Annotated in this window: 19 protein-coding genes and 2 pseudogenes; 9 read left to right on the top strand and 12 right to left on the bottom strand. The window is 40.2% G+C overall.

What is annotated here, in order from left to right:
- Positions 1-219 precede the first annotated feature (219 nt).
- From F988_RS06895 to F988_RS06885, 3 genes are all read left to right on the top strand, one after another.
- Positions 220-1,212 carry a DUF1852 domain-containing protein gene (locus F988_RS06895; protein ID WP_004682100.1) on the top strand — a complete coding sequence of 331 codons (993 nt, stop codon included), beginning with the start codon at positions 220-222 and terminating at the stop codon, positions 1,210-1,212.
- A 31-nt stretch (positions 1,213-1,243) separates the two neighbouring features.
- Positions 1,244-2,278 (top strand): methionine synthase, encoded by a 1,035-nt coding sequence (locus tag F988_RS06890; RefSeq protein WP_004682099.1) that lies wholly within the window; start codon positions 1,244-1,246, stop codon positions 2,276-2,278.
- Between the two features lie 84 nt (positions 2,279-2,362).
- Positions 2,363-2,869, top strand: a complete 507-nt coding sequence (locus F988_RS06885) for a flavin reductase family protein (protein ID WP_010589514.1) — start codon at positions 2,363-2,365, stop codon at positions 2,867-2,869.
- Positions 2,870-2,908: 39 nt separating this feature from the next.
- On the opposite strand, the pseudogene F988_RS15085 reads toward F988_RS06885, so the two are convergent.
- Positions 2,909-3,622 (bottom strand): annotated as a pseudogene (locus tag F988_RS15085) (integrase core domain-containing protein); the annotation flags it as partial.
- Between the two features lie 173 nt (positions 3,623-3,795).
- Here F988_RS15085 and F988_RS06875 point away from each other — a divergent pair.
- The 3 genes and pseudogenes from F988_RS06875 to F988_RS06865 all read left to right on the top strand — a co-directional run bounded on the left by F988_RS06875 (position 3,796) and on the right by F988_RS06865 (position 5,872).
- Entirely contained in the window at positions 3,796-4,392 is a 597-nt protein-coding gene (locus F988_RS06875) for a nitroreductase family protein (RefSeq protein ID WP_004682094.1), read from the top strand.
- Between the two features lie 222 nt (positions 4,393-4,614).
- Complete coding sequence (locus tag F988_RS06870) at positions 4,615-5,292, top strand: YccT family protein (protein WP_004682093.1); 678 nt, start codon at positions 4,615-4,617, stop codon at positions 5,290-5,292.
- A gap of 118 nt (positions 5,293-5,410) precedes the next feature.
- Positions 5,411-5,872, top strand: a pseudogene (locus F988_RS06865) (GNAT family N-acetyltransferase).
- A gap of 142 nt (positions 5,873-6,014) precedes the next feature.
- Here the strand turns inward: F988_RS06865 and F988_RS06860 are convergent.
- From F988_RS06860 to F988_RS06825, 8 genes are all read right to left on the bottom strand, one after another.
- Positions 6,015-6,311 carry a cyd operon YbgE family protein gene (locus tag F988_RS06860; protein ID WP_004682089.1) on the bottom strand — a complete coding sequence of 99 codons (297 nt, stop codon included), beginning with the start codon at positions 6,309-6,311 and terminating at the stop codon, positions 6,015-6,017.
- Positions 6,312-6,314: 3 nt separating this feature from the next.
- Positions 6,315-6,416: a cytochrome bd-I oxidase subunit CydX gene (gene cydX, locus F988_RS14515; protein ID WP_004653762.1), complete on the bottom strand. Its 102-nt coding sequence runs from the start codon at positions 6,414-6,416 to the stop codon at positions 6,315-6,317.
- 14 nt (positions 6,417-6,430) lie between these two features.
- The gene (gene cydB / locus F988_RS06850; protein WP_004682087.1) at positions 6,431-7,576 is read right to left on the bottom strand and encodes a cytochrome d ubiquinol oxidase subunit II; all 1,146 of its coding nucleotides are present in this window, start codon (positions 7,574-7,576) and stop codon (positions 6,431-6,433) included.
- Entirely contained in the window at positions 7,573-9,150 is a 1,578-nt protein-coding gene (locus tag F988_RS06845; protein WP_004682084.1) for a cytochrome ubiquinol oxidase subunit I, read from the bottom strand. Before F988_RS06845 ends, cydB begins: the two co-directional genes overlap by 4 nt.
- Positions 9,150-9,341 (bottom strand): cytochrome oxidase putative small subunit CydP, encoded by a 192-nt coding sequence (gene cydP, locus F988_RS06840; RefSeq protein WP_004682082.1) that lies wholly within the window; start codon positions 9,339-9,341, stop codon positions 9,150-9,152. Before cydP ends, F988_RS06845 begins: the two co-directional genes overlap by 1 nt.
- A 532-nt stretch (positions 9,342-9,873) precedes the next feature.
- Positions 9,874-10,485 carry an OB-fold-containig protein gene (locus F988_RS06835; protein ID WP_010589425.1) on the bottom strand — a complete coding sequence of 204 codons (612 nt, stop codon included), beginning with the start codon at positions 10,483-10,485 and terminating at the stop codon, positions 9,874-9,876.
- A gap of 22 nt (positions 10,486-10,507) precedes the next feature.
- Entirely contained in the window at positions 10,508-10,813 is a 306-nt protein-coding gene (locus tag F988_RS06830; protein ID WP_010589426.1) for a Rieske (2Fe-2S) protein, read from the bottom strand.
- Between the two features lie 16 nt (positions 10,814-10,829).
- Positions 10,830-11,843, bottom strand: coding sequence for an adenosine kinase (locus tag F988_RS06825; RefSeq protein WP_004682077.1), 1,014 nt, complete (start codon positions 11,841-11,843; stop codon positions 10,830-10,832).
- Positions 11,844-12,019: 176 nt separating this feature from the next.
- On the opposite strand from F988_RS06825, the gene F988_RS06820 reads away from it, so the two are divergent.
- From F988_RS06820 to F988_RS06810, 3 genes are read left to right on the top strand one after another with little or no spacing between them, the layout of a single operon-like run.
- Positions 12,020-14,959, top strand: coding sequence for an insulinase family protein (locus F988_RS06820; protein WP_004682076.1), 2,940 nt, complete (start codon positions 12,020-12,022; stop codon positions 14,957-14,959).
- Positions 14,960-14,979: 20 nt separating this feature from the next.
- Complete coding sequence (locus tag F988_RS06815; RefSeq protein ID WP_004682073.1) at positions 14,980-16,149, top strand: phospholipase A; 1,170 nt, start codon at positions 14,980-14,982, stop codon at positions 16,147-16,149.
- Entirely contained in the window at positions 16,150-16,674 is a 525-nt protein-coding gene (locus tag F988_RS06810; RefSeq protein WP_004682071.1) for a cysteine peptidase family C39 domain-containing protein, read from the top strand.
- A gap of 21 nt (positions 16,675-16,695) precedes the next feature.
- On the opposite strand, the gene F988_RS06805 is transcribed toward F988_RS06810, so the two are convergent.
- The 3 genes from F988_RS06805 to ilvA form a co-directional block, all read right to left on the bottom strand.
- Entirely contained in the window at positions 16,696-18,033 is a 1,338-nt protein-coding gene (locus tag F988_RS06805; protein WP_004757997.1) for a TrkH family potassium uptake protein, read from the bottom strand.
- A gap of 1 nt (position 18,034) precedes the next feature.
- Positions 18,035-18,685 carry a potassium channel family protein gene (locus tag F988_RS06800; protein WP_004682067.1) on the bottom strand — a complete coding sequence of 217 codons (651 nt, stop codon included), beginning with the start codon at positions 18,683-18,685 and terminating at the stop codon, positions 18,035-18,037.
- A 165-nt stretch (positions 18,686-18,850) separates the two neighbouring features.
- Complete coding sequence (gene ilvA / locus F988_RS06795; protein WP_171055713.1) at positions 18,851-20,395, bottom strand: threonine ammonia-lyase, biosynthetic; 1,545 nt, start codon at positions 20,393-20,395, stop codon at positions 18,851-18,853.
- Between the last annotated feature and the right edge of the window lie 56 nt (positions 20,396-20,451).

The following is a 20,451-nucleotide window of genomic DNA, read 5'->3' as shown; positions in this document are numbered from 1 at the left end:
TATCTTAGCAATTTGGATCAGTCAAAAAGGGTCAATAAGCTGATATTTTTTCAGCTTAAGATGAAGTATTTTCATTTTACAAGGCTGAAAGCTATAGAATAGGTGAACATGAATTAAATTCACTTTTCTATGAAATTAACTCGTTTTTGTTCATGTGATGCTTTCGGTATAAATCACATCATTCAAGTTTTATCGTAGAATTTAGAGTGGTGGATCACAATGAGCAATGAGTTTGCATTTTCGATTAAGCGTATTCGTTTCGATGAAAATTACCGTCCCTCAGACAATACACGTATCACAACCAACTTTGCGAATTTAGCCAGAGGTGAACGTCGTGAGGAGAACTTGCGCAACACGCTAAAAATGATTGACAATCGTTTCAATGCCTTGGCACATTGGGATAATCCTAAAGCAGACCGTTATTCAGTTGAGCTTGACATCATCTCGGTTGATATTGATGTGGAAGGTAATGGTGAGACTTTCCCAACCATTGAAATATTGAAAACCAATATTGTTGATCATAAAACCAATAAACGTATTGAAGGCATTGTTGGCAACAATTTTTCCTCTTATGTGCGCGATTATGACTTTAGTGTCTTATTGCCAGAACATAACAAGCATCAAGCCAAATTTAGCCTGCCAGAAAACTATGGCGAGCTTCATGGTAAAATCTTTAAGTCTTTTTTAAATTCAAAATCTTATAAAGATAATTTCAGTAAACCACCTGTGATTTGTCTGAGTGTGTCAACCACCAAGACTTATCATCGCACTGCCAATCAGCATCCTATCCTGGGGGTGGAATATCAGCAGGATGATTATTCCTTAACTGATGAATATTTCGCAAAAATGGGCTTGCAGGTTCGCTATTTCATGCCACCAAACAGTGTTGCACCTTTGGCATTTTATCATCATGGTGATTTGCTGAGTGACTACACCGATCTTGAACTGATCGGCACGATTAGCACCATGGAAACCTTTCAGAAGATTTATCGCCCTGAAATTTACAATGCCAATTCGGTAGCAGCACAAAGCTATCAACCAAGCTTGAACTATCAGGATTTTTCACTGACGCAAATTGTCTATGACCGTGAAGAACGTAGCCGATTGGCGATTGAACAAGGCAAATGGACTGAAGAGCATTTTATCAAGCCATACCAAAATATCCTTGAGCAATGGGCTGCGAGCTACACCGATAAAACCGAAACCGCTTAAATTCACCAATTTATAGAAAAGATGATTGATCATGACGAAAATATTATTACCGACTTCAACTGCGGGTAGCTTGCCGAAACCATCTTGGATTGCAGAACCTGAGAAACTTTGGTCGCCTTGGAAATTAGAGGGCGATGACCTGATCCAAGGCAAACGTGATGCGTTGCTGGTATCCTTGCAGGAACAACTCCATGCAGGCATTGATATTGTTAGTGATGGTGAGCAGACCCGCCAGCACTTTGTCACCACCTTTATTGAACATCTGCATGGCGTTGATTTTGAAAAACGAGAAACGGTCAGAATCCGCAATCGTTATGATGCCAGTGTCCCGACTGTATTTGATGCTGTTTCTCGTCAAAAGCCAGTTTTTGTGGAAGATGCCAAGTTTTTACGTCAGCACACCACACAACCAATTAAATGGGCATTGCCAGGTCCAATGACCATGATTGATACGCTGTATGATGCCCATTATAAAAGCCGTGAAAAACTGGCGTGGGAATTTGCCAAAATCCTTAATGAAGAAGCTAAAGAGCTGGAAGCTGCGGGTGTGGATATTATCCAGTTTGATGAACCTGCATTTAATGTGTTCTTTGATGAGGTGAATGACTGGGGTGTTGCGACCCTTGAGCGAGCAATTGAAGGCCTGAAATGTGAAACAGCGGTACATATTTGTTACGGCTATGGCATCAAGGCCAATACCGACTGGAAAAAGACGCTGGGTTCAGAATGGCGACAATATGAAGAAGCTTTTCCAAAGCTGAAACAGTCTAAAATTGATATTGTCTCGCTGGAATGTCAGAACTCACGTGTGCCAATGGATTTAATTGAGCTGATCCGTGGCAAAAAGGTCATGGTCGGGGCCATTGATGTGGCAACCAACAGCATTGAAACACCTGAAGAAGTTGCAGATACCTTGCGTAAAGCACTTCAGTTTATTGATGCAGATAAGCTTTATCCATCAACCAACTGTGGTATGACACCATTATCTCGTGAAGTTGCCAGAGGCAAATTGCATGCGTTAAGCGCAGGTGCGGAAATCGTTCGAAAAGAAATTTTGGGCAAATAATTTAGAATTGAGAACATGATGTAAAAGTGACCTGTTTAATGGCTGGTTAGGATTAAACAGGTCATTTTTATTGGGAATAAAATGATGATTGAAGCAATAGACTTTAGAAATGCAATGTCTTTATTGGCAAGTGCGGTCAATGTCGTGACTACGGCAGGCATGTCTGGTCGTTATGGTTTTACTGCATCTGCGGTGTGTGGTGTATCGGATAGTCCTGCGACTTTATTGGTCTGTATGAATAGAGCTGCGAGTTCGCATATTCATTTTATCGAAAATAAAATCCTAAGTGTCAATGTATTGGCTGAACATCAGCAACATCTTTCTACTGCATTTTCCTCTAAAATTAGTCCAGAAGAGCGCTTTAAACAAGCCATTTGGACAGAACTGGAAACAGGTTCACCGATTTTAACAGATGCTTTAGTTAGCTTTGACTGTGAGATTGAGCAAATTCAGGAAGTGGGCACACATAGTATTTTTATCTGCCGTATTGTTGCAATTCAACAAAGTCAGCAGGAGCAGGGACTGGTTTATTTTAACCGTGTCTATCATCATGTGGGGCAAGTGGAAATAGAGGTGGTCCCACTTGTTTGAACAACTAAAAGCTTATTTATAAGTGATATTTTGCTCTAGTTAAGCTACCTTATTTTGTTGTGGTAGCTGGTCATAGGAAAACTCATCTGGAGTCATTTTGTCCAGACTCGAATGAGGTCGTTTCAAATTATAAAATTCAAAATATGCGTTTAATTGCTTCTTCGCATCCAAAACATTGCTGTAGGCTTTGAGATACACCTCTTCATATTTAACGCTTTTCCATAACCGTTCAACCATCACATTATCAATCCATGAGCAGTATACTGCGCAAGTTTACCATCCATGCTGATTTGGATGTCATTTGATTTCAATGCTTCAATAAATGCATCACTGGTAAATTGACTGCCTTGGTCTGTATTAAAGATTTCAGATCGATACCCTATGCACAAGCACCTTACGGCTGTGCCAATCAATCACAGCACATAAGTAGACAAAGCCTTTTGCCATAGGGATATATGTTATATTCGTTGCCCACACTTGATTACTCCGCTGAATACTCAATCCTTTGAGCAGATATGGATATTTACGCTGAGCTTGATTGGCCTGACTTGGATTTGGTTTACGATATAACGCATTAATGCCCATTTTCTTCATTAAAGTACGTGTATGACGTCGTCCTATAGGATGTCCTTGACGATTCAACAAATCACGCATCATACGGCTACCTGCAAAAGGGTATTGCATATGTAATTCATTCATACAACGCATCAGCTTCAGATCTGATGCACTCACAGGTTTTGGGCGATAGTAATAATGGAGTGAAAGAATATTTAAGTGAAATACTCGGTATATTTTTAGGTGCTGATAAGTGTTTCAAAAATAAAACGATCTGTCATGTTTTTTAGACTATTCCTAAAAAATGCATCGTTATACACTACATTTAATCCAAGATAACGCTTCAAAGAGCATAAAGTAGGAATAACAACATGAGTAACTTCTTAAATAGCATTAAATCGCGTCGTAGCATTTATGCAATTGGTAAAAATCTTACCGTTGACCAAGCAACGATTGAAGAAACAATTCGCGAAGCAGTAAAACACAGCCCATCATCATTCAACTCACAAACTTCACGTGTTGTAACTTTATATGGTGAATCACACCATAAATTTTGGGAAATTGTTCGCGAAACTTTACGTAAAATGGTTCCAGCAGAAGCATTTGCAAATACTAGCGCGAAAATTGATAGTTTCTCAGCAGGTTTTGGTACAGCGTTATTTTATGAAGATCAAGATGTTGTAAAAGGCTTACAAGAGCAATTCGCATTGTATGCGGATAACTTCCCAGTTTGGTCTGAACATTCAAGTGCCATTGCACAGTTCGCAACATGGACAGCATTATCTGAGATTGGTGTTGGTGCATCATTACAGCACTATAATCCCATCGTGGATGCCGAAGTGGCTGAAACTTTTGATATTCCATCAAACTGGAAGCTACGTGCGCAGTTAGTATTCGGTTCTATTGAGGCGGCTGCTGGTGAAAAAACCTATATGGATGACGCTGCACGTTTTAAAACTTTTAACTAAGTAAATATATGTACCATTAAAAAGAGCACTCAATGTGCTCTTTTTTTATTTAAGGTTTATATTCGCCAAAAGAACTATGGCGCTTAGCATTAGAATTGATGTATATATCTTAAAAAAGCCAATTTTTTGGAATAGACAGTTTTGTTTTATGTCATAAAATGGTCATAATCGCAGAGCATAGTGCTTACGATTTCATAAATTGTTTATATCGAGAAGAGTCTAATGTCTTTAAGAGTTGGTGTTGCTGCTTTCGGGTTATTATTGAGTAGTTCAGTTTTTTCAGCAGTCACAATCACTGCACCTGAAGAAATCGTGATTCTTGCGGTAAATGGTCAAGAAGTAAATAATGGTTTAATTCCTTCAAAGAAAAATAACTATCAAGTTGATCCTGGGAACTTAACGGTAAATGTTCGTTACCGTGAATATTTTGAACACTTAAATGGTGAACACGATATTGTGAAATCTGGTGTGGTAACAATTCAAACAACAGATCTTAAAGATAATCAAACTTATAATTTGGCACTCGTAAATGCTCCAAAAGACTTTAGTCAAGCAAAAAAATTTGCTGAACAGCCTACGGTTGCTTTATATGATCAAAGTAAAAAACTTGTAGTCCAGCAAACAGGTGCAAATAATGAAGCTCAACCGTGGTTTTCAGGTAATAGTTTATTAGCTCGTACCTTAGATTTAACCCAAAAAAATAAAAATAATGTTGTGAATCAACCTGCACCCGTCTATGCAGCTTCGACAACAAATGTAGCACCTGTTGCTGTAACAGCAACAACGGTAGTATCTGGCAATATAAAAACCACAGATCAGCAATTAGTAGAGTTGTGGCAAAAAGCATCGAAAGCTGAACGTCAAAAATTTATGGCGTGGTTAGCAGGGCAAACGAACTAATTGCTCAACTGTAAAAGAACCGATGTTATCATCGGTTTTTTATTGAGCGTATAAAATAGAAATGTCTTTAAACATTAGAACTGCAAAAATTGATGATGTAGCGCAATTGGTTGAATGAATCAATTTGGCTGATCGGGCTCAATCTGAGCGAAGTTGGACCACTGAAAAAGCATTTGTAGATGGAATACGGATTACCAATGAACAATTGAGTGGAGACTTGAGCTGATCAAATTTTAAACTGTTTATTGGCGAGAATGAACAAGGTGTGTTAGTTGCTTGTATTGGACTAAGTATTGATCATAACTCTGTTGAAATTGGAACTTTTGCGATTGATTCATCGATTCAAAACTTAGGATATGGCAAACAAATGCTCAATTATGTTGAAGTATATGTTGCACAGAGTTGTATGGACGTTCGAGATTTAATTATGGTCTTAGATGTTCGCTCTGAGTTAATCGCATATTATCAGCGTCGTGGTTATCAGATTACAGGTCATACAGCGCCTTATCCTGTAAATGCAAATGTAGGTCGGCCGTTGGTGCCAATTCAGTTAATTGAAATGAAAAAGGCGATCATATAGTTTATTGATTATAAATTAAAAATTTTATTACTCAATATTTTAAATTACATTGTAATTACTTTGTGTATTATTAAATGATCATTCAAAACGACACAAAAAAAGAGGAAGCCATGCTTCCTCCTTTTATTTGATTTGTTAAAGATTAATTACCAATCCAAATATAATAGCCTAAGATCATCAGAGGCCATGCAATATAGGGACTAAATAACCATTTCCATAACCAAAATCTTGGTATAAACCCAACACCATGAATAAAACCGCCAGAAATGCCGACCATGACCAGCATCAGCATACTGTGGTTGTAGTGACCATTGGCATCCAGCATCAATGCAGGATGTACCAATAAAATGGCAGCAAGGGGCAATGCCAACAAAAACGAAACGGTCATTGCAAGCACTTGAGCTTTACTATTCTTCGGTGTTGTCATTGCTTGAGCCATTACTTATTCCTCATCTAAATCTTGATGGTGTTCGATATAGAGCGCACTCAGTACACCTGCGAAGCACGCCATCAAAACGCCTAGAATCCATGCAAAATACCACATTTCACATCTCCTCATTAGTACAAACTATGTGAATTTTCTTCAATGTGTTTGTTAGTGATGACACCCCACATTTTGTAATAAGACCAAGAGGTATAGATCACAATGAGAGGAACAAAAATACAAGCAGCAACAGTCATTACACCAAGAGTTTTGTGACTAGAAACAGCATCCCACATCGTTAAACTTGATGTTGGATCGATACTTGATGGCAATAAGAATGGGAATAATGCAAAACCAGCAGTTAAGATCGCACCCACAATCATCAGACTCGTACCTGTAAAACTTGCAGCTGCCTTACGTTTTCCAGCACTAAGAATAACCAATAATGCACCTAGGATTGCAACAATTGGTGCAGCCATAGTAATTGGATAGGTTGAGTAGTTATTCAACCAACCATGGTTTGCATTTGTTACAACTTCTTTTGCAAGTGGGTTTAATGCAGCATTAGTATTCACAGCAGTAGCGTAACTATAGCCTGAGATATTTCCAAAGAATAACCAAGCGCCAGCCGCTAAGAAACATATAAGGAATACGATTGCCATAATTTGAGTTGCTTTAGCTGAACGGTTATGTAAATCACCATCAGTACGAAGCATTAACCATGCACCACCGTGAGCACATAACATCGACAAACTCACAATACCGCAAATCAGCGCAAACGGATTCAATAATGCAAAGAAGCTGCCTGTGTATTGAGAACGTAAGGTGTCGTCTAAGCTAAATGGTACGCCCAAAAATAAGTTACCAAATGCAACACCGAATACTAGTGCTGGTACAGCACCACCAATGCACAGACCCCAATCCCAAGAAGTACGCCATTGAGTATTTTCTAATTTAGAACGGTAGTCAAATCCAACAGGTCTGAGGAATAGAGCAAATAGAACGAGTAGTAATGCCCAATACATTCCAGAGAAAGCGACAGCATAAACCATTGGCCATGCGGCAAAAAGTGCACCACCAGCGGTAATAAACCAGACTTGGTTGCCATCCCAGTGTGGTGCAATCGTATTGATTGCAGCACGTCTTTCAGAATCAGTTTTACCTACAAATGGCATCAGCGCCATTGAGCCCATATCAAAACCATCAGTGAGGGCAAAGCCAATCAGTAAAACACCAACCAGTACCCACCAGATAATTTTGAGAAGTTCATATTCGATCATGATTGAGCCTCCCCAGTTTTTGCAGCCAGTTTCTCAAAGTGATATTTACCAGTATGCAAAGAACTTGGACCTAAACGAGCAAATTTGATCATTAAGTACATCTCAATAATAAGAAGTACAGTATAGAACGCGGCAAGTGCGATGATTGAACCCCACACATCACCTGTGCTTACGCTTGAAGCAGATAGATGTGTAGGTAAGATTTCACCAATTGACCACGGTTGACGACCACCTTCAGCTACATACCAACCCGTTTGTGCTGCAATCCAAGGTAGTGGTAAAGCAAATAATGCAAATTTAAGTAACCAAGGTTTATTCTCTGCATTACGTTTAGCCACAGCCCAAGTTGCAAGAATGAAGAGCAAGAGCATTAGGAAGCCTGAAGCAACCATTGCACGGAATGAGAAGAACAATGCAGCGACATTTGGAATTGTATCTTTAGTTGCTGCCTGAATGTGTTCTTCAGTTGCATCGACCACATTTGGAGAATATTTTTTCAATAAAAGACCATAACCCAAGTCTTTCTGGTTTTTCTCAAATGAAGCAAGCAATTCAGGAGAACGATCCCCTGCACGAAGCTTTTCTAGCTCACTGTATGCAACCATACCATTACGGATACGAATTTCGTGTTCTTTCATCAAGTCATGGATACCCGTGACCTGTTTATCGGTAGAACGTGTTGCAATGATACCCATAACATATGGAATCTTGATTGCATAGTCGGTACGCATTTCTTTTTGGTTGGGGATACCAAACAGGGTAAATGCGGCTGGGGCAGGTTCTGTATGCCATTCAGCTTCAATTGCAGCAAGTTTGGTTTTTTGAACATCACCTAGCTCATAGCCCGATTCATCACCCAGTAAGATGACGCATAGGGTTGAAGCTAAGCCAAAAATTGCGGCGATTGCGAAAGAACGGCGTGCAAATGGTAAATCACGTTTCTTTAACAGGTAATAACTTGAGATCGCAAGTACAAAGATTGAACCTGTGACATAACCAGCGGAAACGGTATGAACGAATTTAACCTGCGCAACAGGGTTGAAAATCAACGCTCCGAAGTCTACAAGTTCCATACGCATGGTTTCATAGTTAAATGCGGCACCGACAGGGTTTTGCATCCAACCATTTGCGATGAGAATCCACAAGGCAGACATATTGGAGCCAATCGCAACTAGCCAAGTTACAGCTAAGTGTTGAACTTTAGAAAGGCGATCCCAGCCAAAGAAGAATAGACCAATAAAAGTCGATTCTAGGAAGAAAGCCATTAAGCCTTCAATTGCAAGCGGTGCACCAAAGATGTCGCCTACATAGTGAGAATAATAAGCCCAATTGGTACCAAACTGGAATTCCATCGTTAGACCAGTAGTTACACCTAAGGCAAAGTTAATCCCGAAGAGTTTCCCCCAAAATTTGGTCATGTCTTTGTAAATTTCTTTACCAGAAATCACATAAGTGGTTTCCATAATGGCAAGTATAAACGCCAGACCTAGAGTGAGAGGAACGAAAAGAAAGTGATACATTGCGGTCATTGCGAATTGGAACCGCGAAAGATCCACCACGCTTTCAGAAATCATCAACGTGTCTCCTGATTGTTGGGTAGGTCACCAGCAATACGCTCGGCAACTTGATTGTTAAAATCTTTTGGAATGGTTGGGGCATCGAACCAGATATGTTTAATCACCATGAGAAGCACAACTTTAATAATTAGAATAATTGCTATTTCCCAGGTTAATCTTCGGTTTGGGTCTTGAGAACTTGTCTTCATCGAGCTAGCCTCATAATTTTAAAGATGTTACACATTATTAATTAAAATTCATTAAAAATAAACCTTTTATATACTTTAAATAATTGTATATTGTTATTTTATATAAAACAATGATTTATAATTTTATTTTGGTTTTTAATAAATTTTTATCTGAAATTTTTATTTGGTGAATTAATCCGATTAAAATAGTCTAGTTTGTGAATTTAAATCCGATTTAAAAGATAGGATTTATAATGAATTAAATAAAAATAAAACCAACTAAAATGGTATGGATATAAAAATCATAACATTAACAAATGCTTGTGATTTTATTTACATAAATAAATATTAAGCACAATGAAATATCCATAAAACCTAGTGTGTTAGTAGAGTTTTTGTTAAAAATGTGTGAAATATCATCCTTCATTTTGGTTTGAAAGTTAGATCAATAGATTGATGAAAATGGAAGAGGGAATTGCAATATTTATAAATTTTCTTTTTGTAACATATTGTAATTTTTGGTGGGGTGCTCAAAATTTTAACTATATAGGTCTTACTCTGCGGTGAATAGCTTATTTGATATGGTGATTTTTTTAGCAATATAGTACGAATTAGATTTCTGACTGATTAACAACACTTGGGATTGTAACTCTAATTCACCATATTCTGGCTCTACTTGTACATAATACAGTTGACCAAATTCATTGCGAACACGTGCTTGCGCAGAGAAGCCTGGACGTGCATTTCCCGTTGAGATTGTTGCTAAGCGACCCACTAGATTGATATGTGAATGTGTGACTTTAGGTTTAATCACTTGGTCAAGACAATGAATCATAAACACAGTAAAAAAGATGTCGATAATCAAAGCAGGAACAAATAAGTAGTAAGGTGAGATGAAATAATGCTGTAAGGCAAAAAAAGAAAGCTCTAAGAAATAACCTGCAAAACTGAAATTGATCAGTAAAAAAACAAAGATGAGATACTTGGAGAATTTAACATCGAGTAGCGGTGAATTAAGTAACCATTCAGGTGTCAGCTTTTTAACCAGATGACTTGGGCGCAACCCAATAAAGATACCGATGGTTTCTGCAATGCTGAGCAACATCAGTGCCACTACGCTCATGTGAAATGGCATAAGGTAGTAATTTAAAAAAAACTCAGTCATCGCAGAATTCATGATTTAGGCACTAATCAATATAAATACCACCATCAGAGTGTACTTCCAAATTTACTTTTTCAAGGAATTCACCTAGACATGGACCCGAAATACATTCACCTGTTTCTACAGAGAACAAGGCACCATGTGTAGAACATTGAATATATTCACCGTCCTGATCCAGAAATTGATTCTCCAGATATTCAAGCTCAGTTTGCAAATGCGGACAAAGATTATTATAGGCATAAAATTGTCCGTCACGCTGGGTGATGAAGATAGTCTTTCCTTTCATGGTGTCATATGCACGTGCTTCACGTTCAGGGACTTCCTCAGTCATGCAAATCTTTTCCATGTTAAGCACATTCCTGTTGTGTGGATTTGAATTGTTCGAATAGCTTGGCGTAGTTTTCGACAGCCAAACGTGGGCCGAATTGAGCAACAACCTCACTGGAAATTAAAATGGCAAGCTGGGCAGCCGCTTCCAGACTAAGGCCTGCATTAATGGCATATAAAAATGCACCCGCAAAGGCATCACCCGCACCATTGGTATCCACAGCATCAACATGCCGTCCAGCCACATGGAACTGTTGGGCTGGATCAATAATCACCGCACCATTTGCGCCTTGCGTGATGACGATATGCTGATTGTTTGATTTTAATGCTGCAATGGCATCATCAAGATTTTCTGTATTGGTAAACATCAACGCTTCCTGTTCATTACAGAACAGTAAGTCAACGCCATCATCCAGTAATTCTTCCAAACCTTGACGGGCATATTGCACCATTGCTGGATCAGAAAGGGATAGGGCGATTTTCACCCCATGCGCTTTTGCAAGCTCACGGGCCTGTTTGACCGCGATACGCGCCGTATCACTGGTTGATAAGTAACCCTCGATATAGAGCCATTTTGCAGTTTTTAACGGTTCAAAATCGATTTGTTCAGCAGTTAATTCAGCGGTAATGCCTAGATAGGTATGCATGGTACGTTCTGAATCAGGACTGATCAGTACCATACAAGTTCCTGTTACGCCTTCACTGATTGATTGGGTTGTGGTCTGGATACCAGCATCATTTAAACCATTCAGATAAATTGAACCCAGTTCGTCGTTACCTACACGGCATCCGTAAAAAGCTGTACTACCTAAAGCACTGAATGCAACAGTTGTGTTTGCAGCCGACCCACCACTTGCTTGACCCTTGTAGCTTTGAGTATCTTGTAATTGTTGATATAAAGCAGCTTGAGTTTCACCATCGGTCAACTGCATTGTGCCTTTTTGCAAAGCCTGCTGTGTTAAAAACTCATAAGAAACTTTAAATTCTTGGTCAATGAGTGCATTTCCAATTGCAAAAAGATCAACAGTTGCCATGTTTGTCATCACAGTAAAAATCAAAAGCTAAAGTTTACACCAATGCATTGACCATCACACCTTGCTTGCTGAATTTTTCTACAAAAACATACCAATTTACATGGATATCCGTGCATATTCTTCGGTAGACTCTCTATAATCAAGAATGTTAATTAAATAGATAAATTGGAGATCACATGACTGTCGATGTTTCTGAAAGCATTACTCAAACCATTCACCCTGCGTTTCAGCTATTACGTCAACACCATGTAGAAGCACTTGATATTTACGTTTCAGAATATAAACATAAAGTGACAGGTGCAGTTCACTATCATCTCGCAACCAATAATGATGAAAATGTGTTTCTGGTGGCATTTAGAACGCAGCCGATGGATTCAAAGGGAACCGCACATATTTTAGAGCATACCGCTTTATGTGGTTCTGAGAAGTTTCCAGTCCGCGATCCATTCTTTTTAATGATCCGCCGTTCATTGAATACCTTTATGAATGCCTTTACTGCGGCAGACTGGACGGCTTATCCATTTGCAACGCAGAACAAGAAAGATTTTCAAAACCTGTTGTCGGTTTATTTAGATGCTGCCTTTGCCGCAAACCTGAATCCTCTGGATTTTGCCCAGGAGGGAATCCGTATTGAGTTAGAGAATGATCAGGCGGTTTATAAAGGTGTTGTATTTAATGAAATGAAAGGGGCTATGAGTTCACCTACAGATCAGATCTATCACCAATTGGCACATCATTTATTCCCTGAAACGACTTATCATTATAATTCAGGTGGTGATCCAAAAGACATTCCAGATTTAAGCTATGAGCAATTGGTTGAGTTCTATAAAACCCATTACCATCCAAGTAATGCGGTGTTTATGACTTTCGGCAATCAAAATGCTTATGATTTACAGGAACAGTTTGAAACATTGGCTTTACATAAGTTTTCCAAAGGAACGACTTTATATTCCACACCTGAGAAGCGTTTAACCGCGCCCATTGAGGTGACTGAATCCTATGCGGTGGATAGTGAAGACCTGAAAGACAAGACCTTTCATGTGATCTCATGGTTATTGCCTGAAACCAGCGATATTAAGCTGCGTTTAGGCATGCGTCTGGTTGAGGGGATTTTGCTGGAAAATTCAGCTTCGCCGTTGCGTCATTATTTGGAAACTTGTGGTTATGCACAGTCCACAGGGCCATTGATGGGTGTGGATGACAGTAATTTTGAAATGACTTTCTATTGTGGCGTACAAGGTTCAAATGCAGAATATGCTGAAAACTTTAAGAGTGGCGTATTAAACATTCTACAGGACGTTGCATCCAAGCCTGTTGATACCGATTTGGTCGATGCAATTCTGCATCAGATTGAATTGCATCAACGTGAAATCAATGGCGATGGCACACCGTATGGCTTAAGCCTGATCCTAAATGGTTTGGGCAGTGCCATTCACCACAATGACCCGATTCATGTCTGGGATGTGGATTCTGCGATTGAACAGGTTAAGGAAGAATTGAAAGACCCAATGTGGTTGTCTAATTTAATTCAAATTCATTTGTTGGATAATCCGCATCGTGTACAAATGACTTTGGTTCCTGATGCAACTAAATCAGTGAAAGAGCAACAGGCTGAACAGGCTCGTTTGGCTGAGATTACCGCAAACCTAACTGAAGATCAGAAAATCGAGATTCAGGAAAAAACTGAGGCATTGAAAAAGCGTCAAGATACGCCTGATGATCTTGAGCTATTGCCAAAAGTGGGGCTGGAGGATGTGCCAGCAGACTTGCATATTGTGCAAGGTCAATTGCGTGAAATTATCTGTAATGGTCTGGATACACCATTAAATCTTTACCATGCAGGTACCAATGGTATTTATTATCAGCAGGTCTTGATTCAAATTCCTGACGAAATTGTACAGTCACCGTATTTCAACTTACTTTCAATCTTGATGGGTGAAGTAGGGGCAGGTGAATACGATTATCTTGAATTGCAGCAGCTCCAGACGGCAGTCAGTGGTGGGCTGGGTATGGGTGCATCGCTACGCAGTAAAGTGGATAATAAGGATCGGATCAGTGCATGGCTGACCCTAACCACCAAGTCATTAACGCAGAAGCTTGATGCCATTCAGTTATTAAAACTGGCATTTGAACAGCTTCGCTTTGATGAGAAAGACCGTATCATCGAATTATTGCAGCAACGGAAAACCCGTTGGCAATCACGTTTGTCTGGTTCAGGGCATAGCTATGCGATGCAGACTGCCTCACGTCAAATGAGTGCACTTGCTCGCCGTGACTACCATAATACAGGTTTGGGTGCGCTGAACTGGCTGAGTGATTTAGTCACTAAGATTGATCAGGATGAAGATGCCTATCATGCATTAATTGCTGAATTACAGGCAATTCATCGTAAACTATTGCAGGCTCCTAAACAGTTCCTATTGGTGTGTGAAGAGCATCACTTTGACCGTTTAGTGGAAGAGGTGCAAAACGTCTGGGATAAGTTGCAAGTCAATAAAGAACCTGTCACTTTAACTCAAGTTGAACAAGTCAATACAGCAAATGATGAAGCATGGCTGATCCAGACTAATGTGCAGTTCTGTGCTTCCGCCTATCAGGCAGTTGATGTTGCCCATGCTGATGCTGCACCATTAATGGTGTTGGCTGCCTACCTGCGTAATGGCTTTTTGCATAGTGCCATCCGTGAAAAAGGTGGAGCCTATGGTGGTGGAGCCAGTTATGATGGCAATGCCTGCTCATTCCGCTTCTATAGCTACCGTGATCCACGATTGGCGGAAACATTTAATGATTTTGAAGCCAGTGTGCAATGGTTGCTGAATACAGAACAGCAGCCGCATCAACTTGAAGAGGCGATTTTAGGTCTGGTTGCCAGTATGGATAAGCCTGGTTCACCTGCTGGTGAGGCAATTACAGCGTGTTATGCGTTGCTGCATGCCCGTACACCGAAATTCCGTAAAATGCTACGTGAACGCCTGTTAAATGTGACTCTGGATGATTTAAACCGTGTGGCAAAACAGTATTTGTTGGAACAAAAACCTGTGAAAGCAGTGGTTGCACCATTTGCAAAACGTGAAGAACTACAGCAACTCGGATTTAGTATCCAACAGGTCAATTAAAATAAGAATCGGAGAAAATTATGGCGTTCAAATCTTTTGAGCGGGGTCATTTGGAGCTTAGTGTGGTGGCTATACTAGGCTCTCTAACCACGTCATTTACCCATGCACAGGCAACAGCGCCAGCCAGTCCCGCAACAGTTGAGGCATGTGTGGCATTGGCTTCAAATGCTGAACGTCTGGCTTGTTATGATGCGCTTTTTAAGGCACCGACCATTATTCAGCCGCAGGCTCAGGTGGCTGAACCTGTGATTGCTGCCACATCTGTACCTGTTGCTGAAACCAATGAAAAAAACAAACCTGAATCTTTAAAGGATAAGGTGGTTCAAAAACTCAGTGACCTACATTTGCTGGGTGCTGCGCCTAAGTTTGATCCGAATGTTTCCTTGCTGGATCGCCGTTGGGAGCTGTCAGAAGAAAGTAAGTTGGGGGTATGGAATATTCGTGCCTATCAACCTGTTTATTTACTGCCATTGTTCTGGACCAGTGACAAGAATGAATTTCCAAGCAGCCCAAACCCCCAAAATACCGTCAATGAGAAACAGGAATTAACCTCTAGTGAGGCAAAGTTCCAGATTTCCTTTAAGACCAAGGCGTGGGAAAACATCCTGGGTAATAATGGCGATTTATGGATAGGTTATACTCAGTCTTCGCGTTGGCAGGTTTACAACTCTGAGGAATCACGTCCATTTCGTGAGACCAATTATGAGCCTGAAGCAAGTTTAATGTTTAGAACCAATTATGAAATTTTAGGTCTAAATGCACGTTTGCTAGGTGTCACCTTAAATCATCAATCCAATGGTCGTTCTGATCCATTATCACGTAGTTGGAACCGTGTAATTTTTAATTTAGGGTTTGAAAAAGACAATTTTGCGTTGATGTTACGGCCTTGGTACCGTGTCGAAGAAAATGCCAAAGATGATAATAATCCTGATATTAAGGATTATATTGGTCGTGGTGATTTAACCGCATTTTATCGCAAGGGAGAAAATGACTTTTCTCTTATGTTGCGTCATTCCCTTAAAGGTGGTGATAAATCACATGGCGCGGTGCAGTTTGACTGGGCATTTCCAATCAAGGGCAAACTGCGTGGTCATTTACAACTCTTTGATGGATATGGTGAAAGCCTGATTGACTATAACCACCATGCAACCTATGCAGGTTTGGGTGTGTCGTTAATGAACTGGTATTAAATGAGTTTAAATATTCCAGAGCCATTATTGCAGCTTGAGGCAAATTGTGGGGTGTTTGCGGTCTGGCTGATCATAAAGCAATATCAAACCCATATTGATATTGCTGACCTGATTCAATTATGTCGCCATGATCAGGAAGAGGGAACATTTACCATTGCCTTGGCTGTGGCCCTGAAAAAATTGGGATTTGAAGTGTCGCTGTATACTGATCCTGACCCAAATATTGATGAGAAAGAACAGCAAAGCTATGTTGCTGCACAACTTCTACAGATTCCCATTCGGGCTGCCTTGACTTATACAGAGATTCAACAGGCATTTGAAGCGGGTAAATTTGTGATTGTATTTTATGATACCTTGCAGGGTGTTGGGAATCAGTCCTTGATCTATTCAATTGATGAAAAGGAAATCAGTTTTTGTGATCATTTTGACGTCATGTCAAAAACTGTATTTGAGCAGCAACGCCAAGCCGAGGGGATTTGTCGACAAGCCCTTGTGGTTGAGCAGGGAAATATATCAATTTTCTAGCTAGCCTCAATTTTGGACAATTTACCCAATCTGAATGTTGGCAATGGCATGTTTTAAACGGCTTTTCTTTGGCGTTGCAATTAAGTAGGCGAGGGTCAGTGGACCCAAACGGCCTGTATACATCAGTAAACTTAAGACAAATAAACTGCCATCATGCAGTTCACCTGTTGCGCCACGCGATAGGCCCACAGTACATGCAGCCGAAACCACCTCAAACATCAGGTCAAGTGCATCCATTTTAGGTTCTAGCAGCAACAGGATGAAACAACCTGTAAATACTAGCATCCCTGTAATTGCGGTAACTGCAAGTGCTTTATAGGTAGTTTCCTGTGATACAGAATGGTTGAAAATGCGAATTTCCTCATTGCGTCTTAAAAATGAAATCACACATAACACCAGAATAACGAAAGTGCCCACTTTAATGCCGCCTGCTGTACTCAGGGAGCCACCACCAATAAACATCAGCAACATGGTGAGTAAGGCGGTGCTATGCTCCATCGCACCTGTATCAATGGTATTGAAACCAGAAGAGCGGGGAACTGTGGCCTGAAACCAGGCATTCATGGCTTGTTCACCCAGACTCATAGAACCTAAAGTCAGTGGGTTATTGGATTCTAATAGCCAAATTAAAACAAAAGCCACTAGATTCAGGATGGCGATTGTACTGAGAATCAGTTTGCTGTTCGGTGTAAGTTTGCTCCAGCGTTTATTCTGCTTGATGTCAATTAAAACCAGAAAGCCAATTCCACCCAAGGTATATAGTAAACTGATGGTGAGGCAAATGAGGTAATGGCTCTGGAAGCTCATTAAGTTATTGTCAAATAATGAGAAACCCGCGTTGTTAAAAGCGGAAACACTGTAAAAAACTGCATAATACAGTCCACGCGCAAAACCGTAGATGGGCGTAAATGAGGCAGTTAATATAACCACGCCAATTAGTTCAAAAAACAGGGTATAAATCACTACACCTTTGGCGACAAAAGTCACTTTGGAGAGACTGGTTTGTCCTAAACTGTCCTGTGCCATCATTTGCTGTTTTAGACCAAGTTTTGGGGCAAGGCTTAATGCCGCCAAAATTGCAAAGGTCATAAAACCTAAACCACCAGACTGGATTAGTAACAAGATAATAAACTGCCCAAAATGGTTGAATGATTCACTTAGATTCACCACCGATAAACCTGTAATCGTTACCGCAGAAGTGGCAGTAAACAAGGCATCCATCCAGCTGACATTGCCATTATTGGCAAAAGGCAGTTTCAATAATATTGTCCCAAGCACAATAAAACTAAGAAAACCGATTGCCAACAATGAGGGTGGACTCAGGTTGAATATCTTCTGGGAGTTTATTTTTATTGCCATTTTATAAGAAACATCCTGAGAGTTTTTTAAGATGATGCAGTGAACCCTCTAAAATCAGGATATCACCTGCCTGTAAAGTAAAATTGCTATCGGTTTCATAAATCACCTGTTGATTCCGTTTCAATAACAATAACTTAATATGTGGCTCCTGTTGCATAATGCCTGATAGGTTTACATTTTTGAGTTTATCCTGTACATGAAGCTTAACAATATAATGTTCGTCGCCTAAATCCATATAACGGCTGACCATCGGATAATTAAGTGCTTGAGCAACACGGATTCCCATATCTTCTTCAGGATGAATAATTTTACTGACATGCAAATGCGACAAAATGGTGTGGTGTGCTTTGGTTTTGGCTTTAACCAAGATTTTTTCTACACCTAAATTTTTTAAATTTAAGACGCATAAAATACTGGCTTCAATATCTTCACCAATCGCGACCACCACGGCATCGCAATTTTGAATATTCAGTTCATCCAAGACGTGTTCATCAGTTGCATCTGCAATAACGGCATGGGTGATCTGATCCGATATGTTTTCAACATTGCGCTTAATGGTATCAATACCGATGACATCATGTTTTAGTCGAGTGAGTTCTAGCGCAACAGTTGCACCGAAACTTCCTAAACCAATCACTGCAAACTGTGCCATATCTGTCCTTAACTAAATGATAAAAATATCTTTTTATTTATTCTAAGATGGAACAGTTGGTCTGTTTGTAATGATTTTGTTGGCGTCAAAAAAAGTGAATATGAAAAGATCGTACTGTAATAAAAGTAAAGCCAACGCATGGTCGGCTTTAGCTGATGATTCGTTTTATTTAAGAAAGCGCCGATAACCGATATTGTTGCTGATTTCTGCATATGGATAGGTAATCTGTTCCAGTGTTTCAATCAAGCCATCAGGATTCTGTTTGGCATCAGTCGCCTGTAGCCCCACCAGTACACGTCCTTCAGCGGCACCGTGGTTACGATAATGAAACAGGGTGATGTTATGTGTTGGGCCTAAACGTTCAAGGAAAGTCAGCAAGGCACCTGGGCGTTCTGGAAACTCAACACGGAATAAACGTTCATTTTCAAGATTGGCATGACCACCAATCAAGTAACGAATATGTAGCTTTGCAACTTCATCATCCGATAAGTCATCAACATCATATTGTTGCTTGAGTAATTCATGGATTTCGTGACGTTCAGTTTCACCACCTTTCAGGCTAATCCCGACAAAAACCTGTGCCTGATTGCTGTCACTGGTCCGATAGTTAAACTCGGTGATGTTACGGCCTTGCAGGGCACGGCAGAATTGCAGGAAAGCACCTTTTTGCTCAGGAATGGTAACCGCATAAATCGCTTCTTTACGCTCGCCCAATTCAGTTCGTTCTGCAATATAACGCAGACGATCAAAATTCATGTTGGCACCACAAACAATTGACACCATGTTCTTGTCTGTTAATTGATGTTCTGCCACATATTTCTTGATTCCAGCCAATGCCATTGCACCTGATGGCTCAACAATACAGCGGTTTTCATCATATGTGTCTTTAATCGCCGCACAAATTTCATCTGTATCAACCGTGACAATAACAGGTTCAACAATCGGACCTGAGCTGTCTGATTTCATTAAGCGAATCATTTTAAATGGTAATTCACCAATCTGGGCTACCGCCGTACCATCCGCAAACAAACCCACATGCGGTAAAATCACACGTTCATTGCTTTCAAGTGCGGCTTTTAGACAGGCGGATTCCTCATATTCAACCCCGATCACTTTGACATGAGGTGCAACCTCACCTAAATAGGCGGCGACACCTGCAATCAGCCCACCACCACCTACAGCAACAAAGACATATTCCACGTCACGCCATTGACGTAACAATTCGTTGGCAATCGTGCCTTGCCCAGCAATCACTAGTTCATCATCATAAGGAGGGATAAAGACTAGGCCCTCAGCTTCAGCACGTTGTTTGGCATATTTATTGGCAATATCAAAACTGTCACCGTGCAGGACAACCTGACCCCCCAGATTTTTTACTGCTTGTACCTTAATGTCTGGCGTGGTGCTTGGCATAACAATAATGGCAGGGATGCCGAGTTTTTTTCCAGATAAAGCCACACCTTGCGCATGGTTACCCGCAGAGGCACAAATCACACCACGCTCTAATTGATCTTTGGGAAGTTGGCTGATACGGTTATAGGCACCGCGCAGTTTGAACGAAAATACAGGCTGTAAATCTTCACGTTTAAATCGAATGTTATTGTTAATTTTTTGACTAATTCGTGGAGCTGCTTCAAGCGGTGTTTCAATCGCAACATCATAAACCGTTGCTTGTAAAATTTGTCGTACCACACGAGACAGCATGTTCATCTTCCCTATAATAGTTTAAAATAGGTGAACATTGTAGCAAACCCCTGTGCATTTGC

Source organism: Acinetobacter parvus DSM 16617 = CIP 108168 (assembly GCF_000368025.1).
In the GTDB taxonomy this organism is placed as follows: domain Bacteria; phylum Pseudomonadota; class Gammaproteobacteria; order Pseudomonadales; family Moraxellaceae; genus Acinetobacter; species Acinetobacter parvus.
Note: the sequence above shows the minus strand (reverse complement) of the source record. Positions and strands in the feature narration are given on the sequence as shown.

Coding starts and splice junctions, on each gene's coding strand:
- F988_RS06860 (WP_004682089.1), bottom strand. CDS start 6,311: ATGGCTCAAGCAATGACAACACCGAAGAATAGTAAAGCTCAAGTGCTT.
- F988_RS06815 (WP_004682073.1), top strand. CDS start 14,980: ATGGCGTTCAAATCTTTTGAGCGGGGTCATTTGGAGCTTAGTGTGGTG.
- F988_RS06885 (WP_010589514.1), top strand. CDS start 2,363: ATGATTGAAGCAATAGACTTTAGAAATGCAATGTCTTTATTGGCAAGT.
- F988_RS06800 (WP_004682067.1), bottom strand. CDS start 18,685: ATGGCACAGTTTGCAGTGATTGGTTTAGGAAGTTTCGGTGCAACTGTT.
- F988_RS06810 (WP_004682071.1), top strand. CDS start 16,150: ATGAGTTTAAATATTCCAGAGCCATTATTGCAGCTTGAGGCAAATTGT.
- F988_RS06845 (WP_004682084.1), bottom strand. CDS start 9,150: ATGATTTCTGAAAGCGTGGTGGATCTTTCGCGGTTCCAATTCGCAATG.
- cydX (WP_004653762.1), bottom strand. CDS start 6,416: ATGTGGTATTTTGCATGGATTCTAGGCGTTTTGATGGCGTGCTTCGCA.
- ilvA (WP_171055713.1), bottom strand. CDS start 20,395: ATGAACATGCTGTCTCGTGTGGTACGACAAATTTTACAAGCAACGGTT.
- F988_RS06895 (WP_004682100.1), top strand. CDS start 220: ATGAGCAATGAGTTTGCATTTTCGATTAAGCGTATTCGTTTCGATGAA.
- F988_RS06830 (WP_010589426.1), bottom strand. CDS start 10,813: ATGACTGAGGAAGTCCCTGAACGTGAAGCACGTGCATATGACACCATG.
- F988_RS06875 (WP_004682094.1), top strand. CDS start 3,796: ATGAGTAACTTCTTAAATAGCATTAAATCGCGTCGTAGCATTTATGCA.
- F988_RS06825 (WP_004682077.1), bottom strand. CDS start 11,843: ATGGCAACTGTTGATCTTTTTGCAATTGGAAATGCACTCATTGACCAA.
- F988_RS06835 (WP_010589425.1), bottom strand. CDS start 10,485: ATGACTGAGTTTTTTTTAAATTACTACCTTATGCCATTTCACATGAGC.
- F988_RS06805 (WP_004757997.1), bottom strand. CDS start 18,033: ATGGCAATAAAAATAAACTCCCAGAAGATATTCAACCTGAGTCCACCC.
- F988_RS06870 (WP_004682093.1), top strand. CDS start 4,615: ATGTCTTTAAGAGTTGGTGTTGCTGCTTTCGGGTTATTATTGAGTAGT.
- F988_RS06820 (WP_004682076.1), top strand. CDS start 12,020: ATGACTGTCGATGTTTCTGAAAGCATTACTCAAACCATTCACCCTGCG.
- cydP (WP_004682082.1), bottom strand. CDS start 9,341: ATGAAGACAAGTTCTCAAGACCCAAACCGAAGATTAACCTGGGAAATA.
- cydB (WP_004682087.1), bottom strand. CDS start 7,576: ATGATCGAATATGAACTTCTCAAAATTATCTGGTGGGTACTGGTTGGT.
- F988_RS06890 (WP_004682099.1), top strand. CDS start 1,244: ATGACGAAAATATTATTACCGACTTCAACTGCGGGTAGCTTGCCGAAA.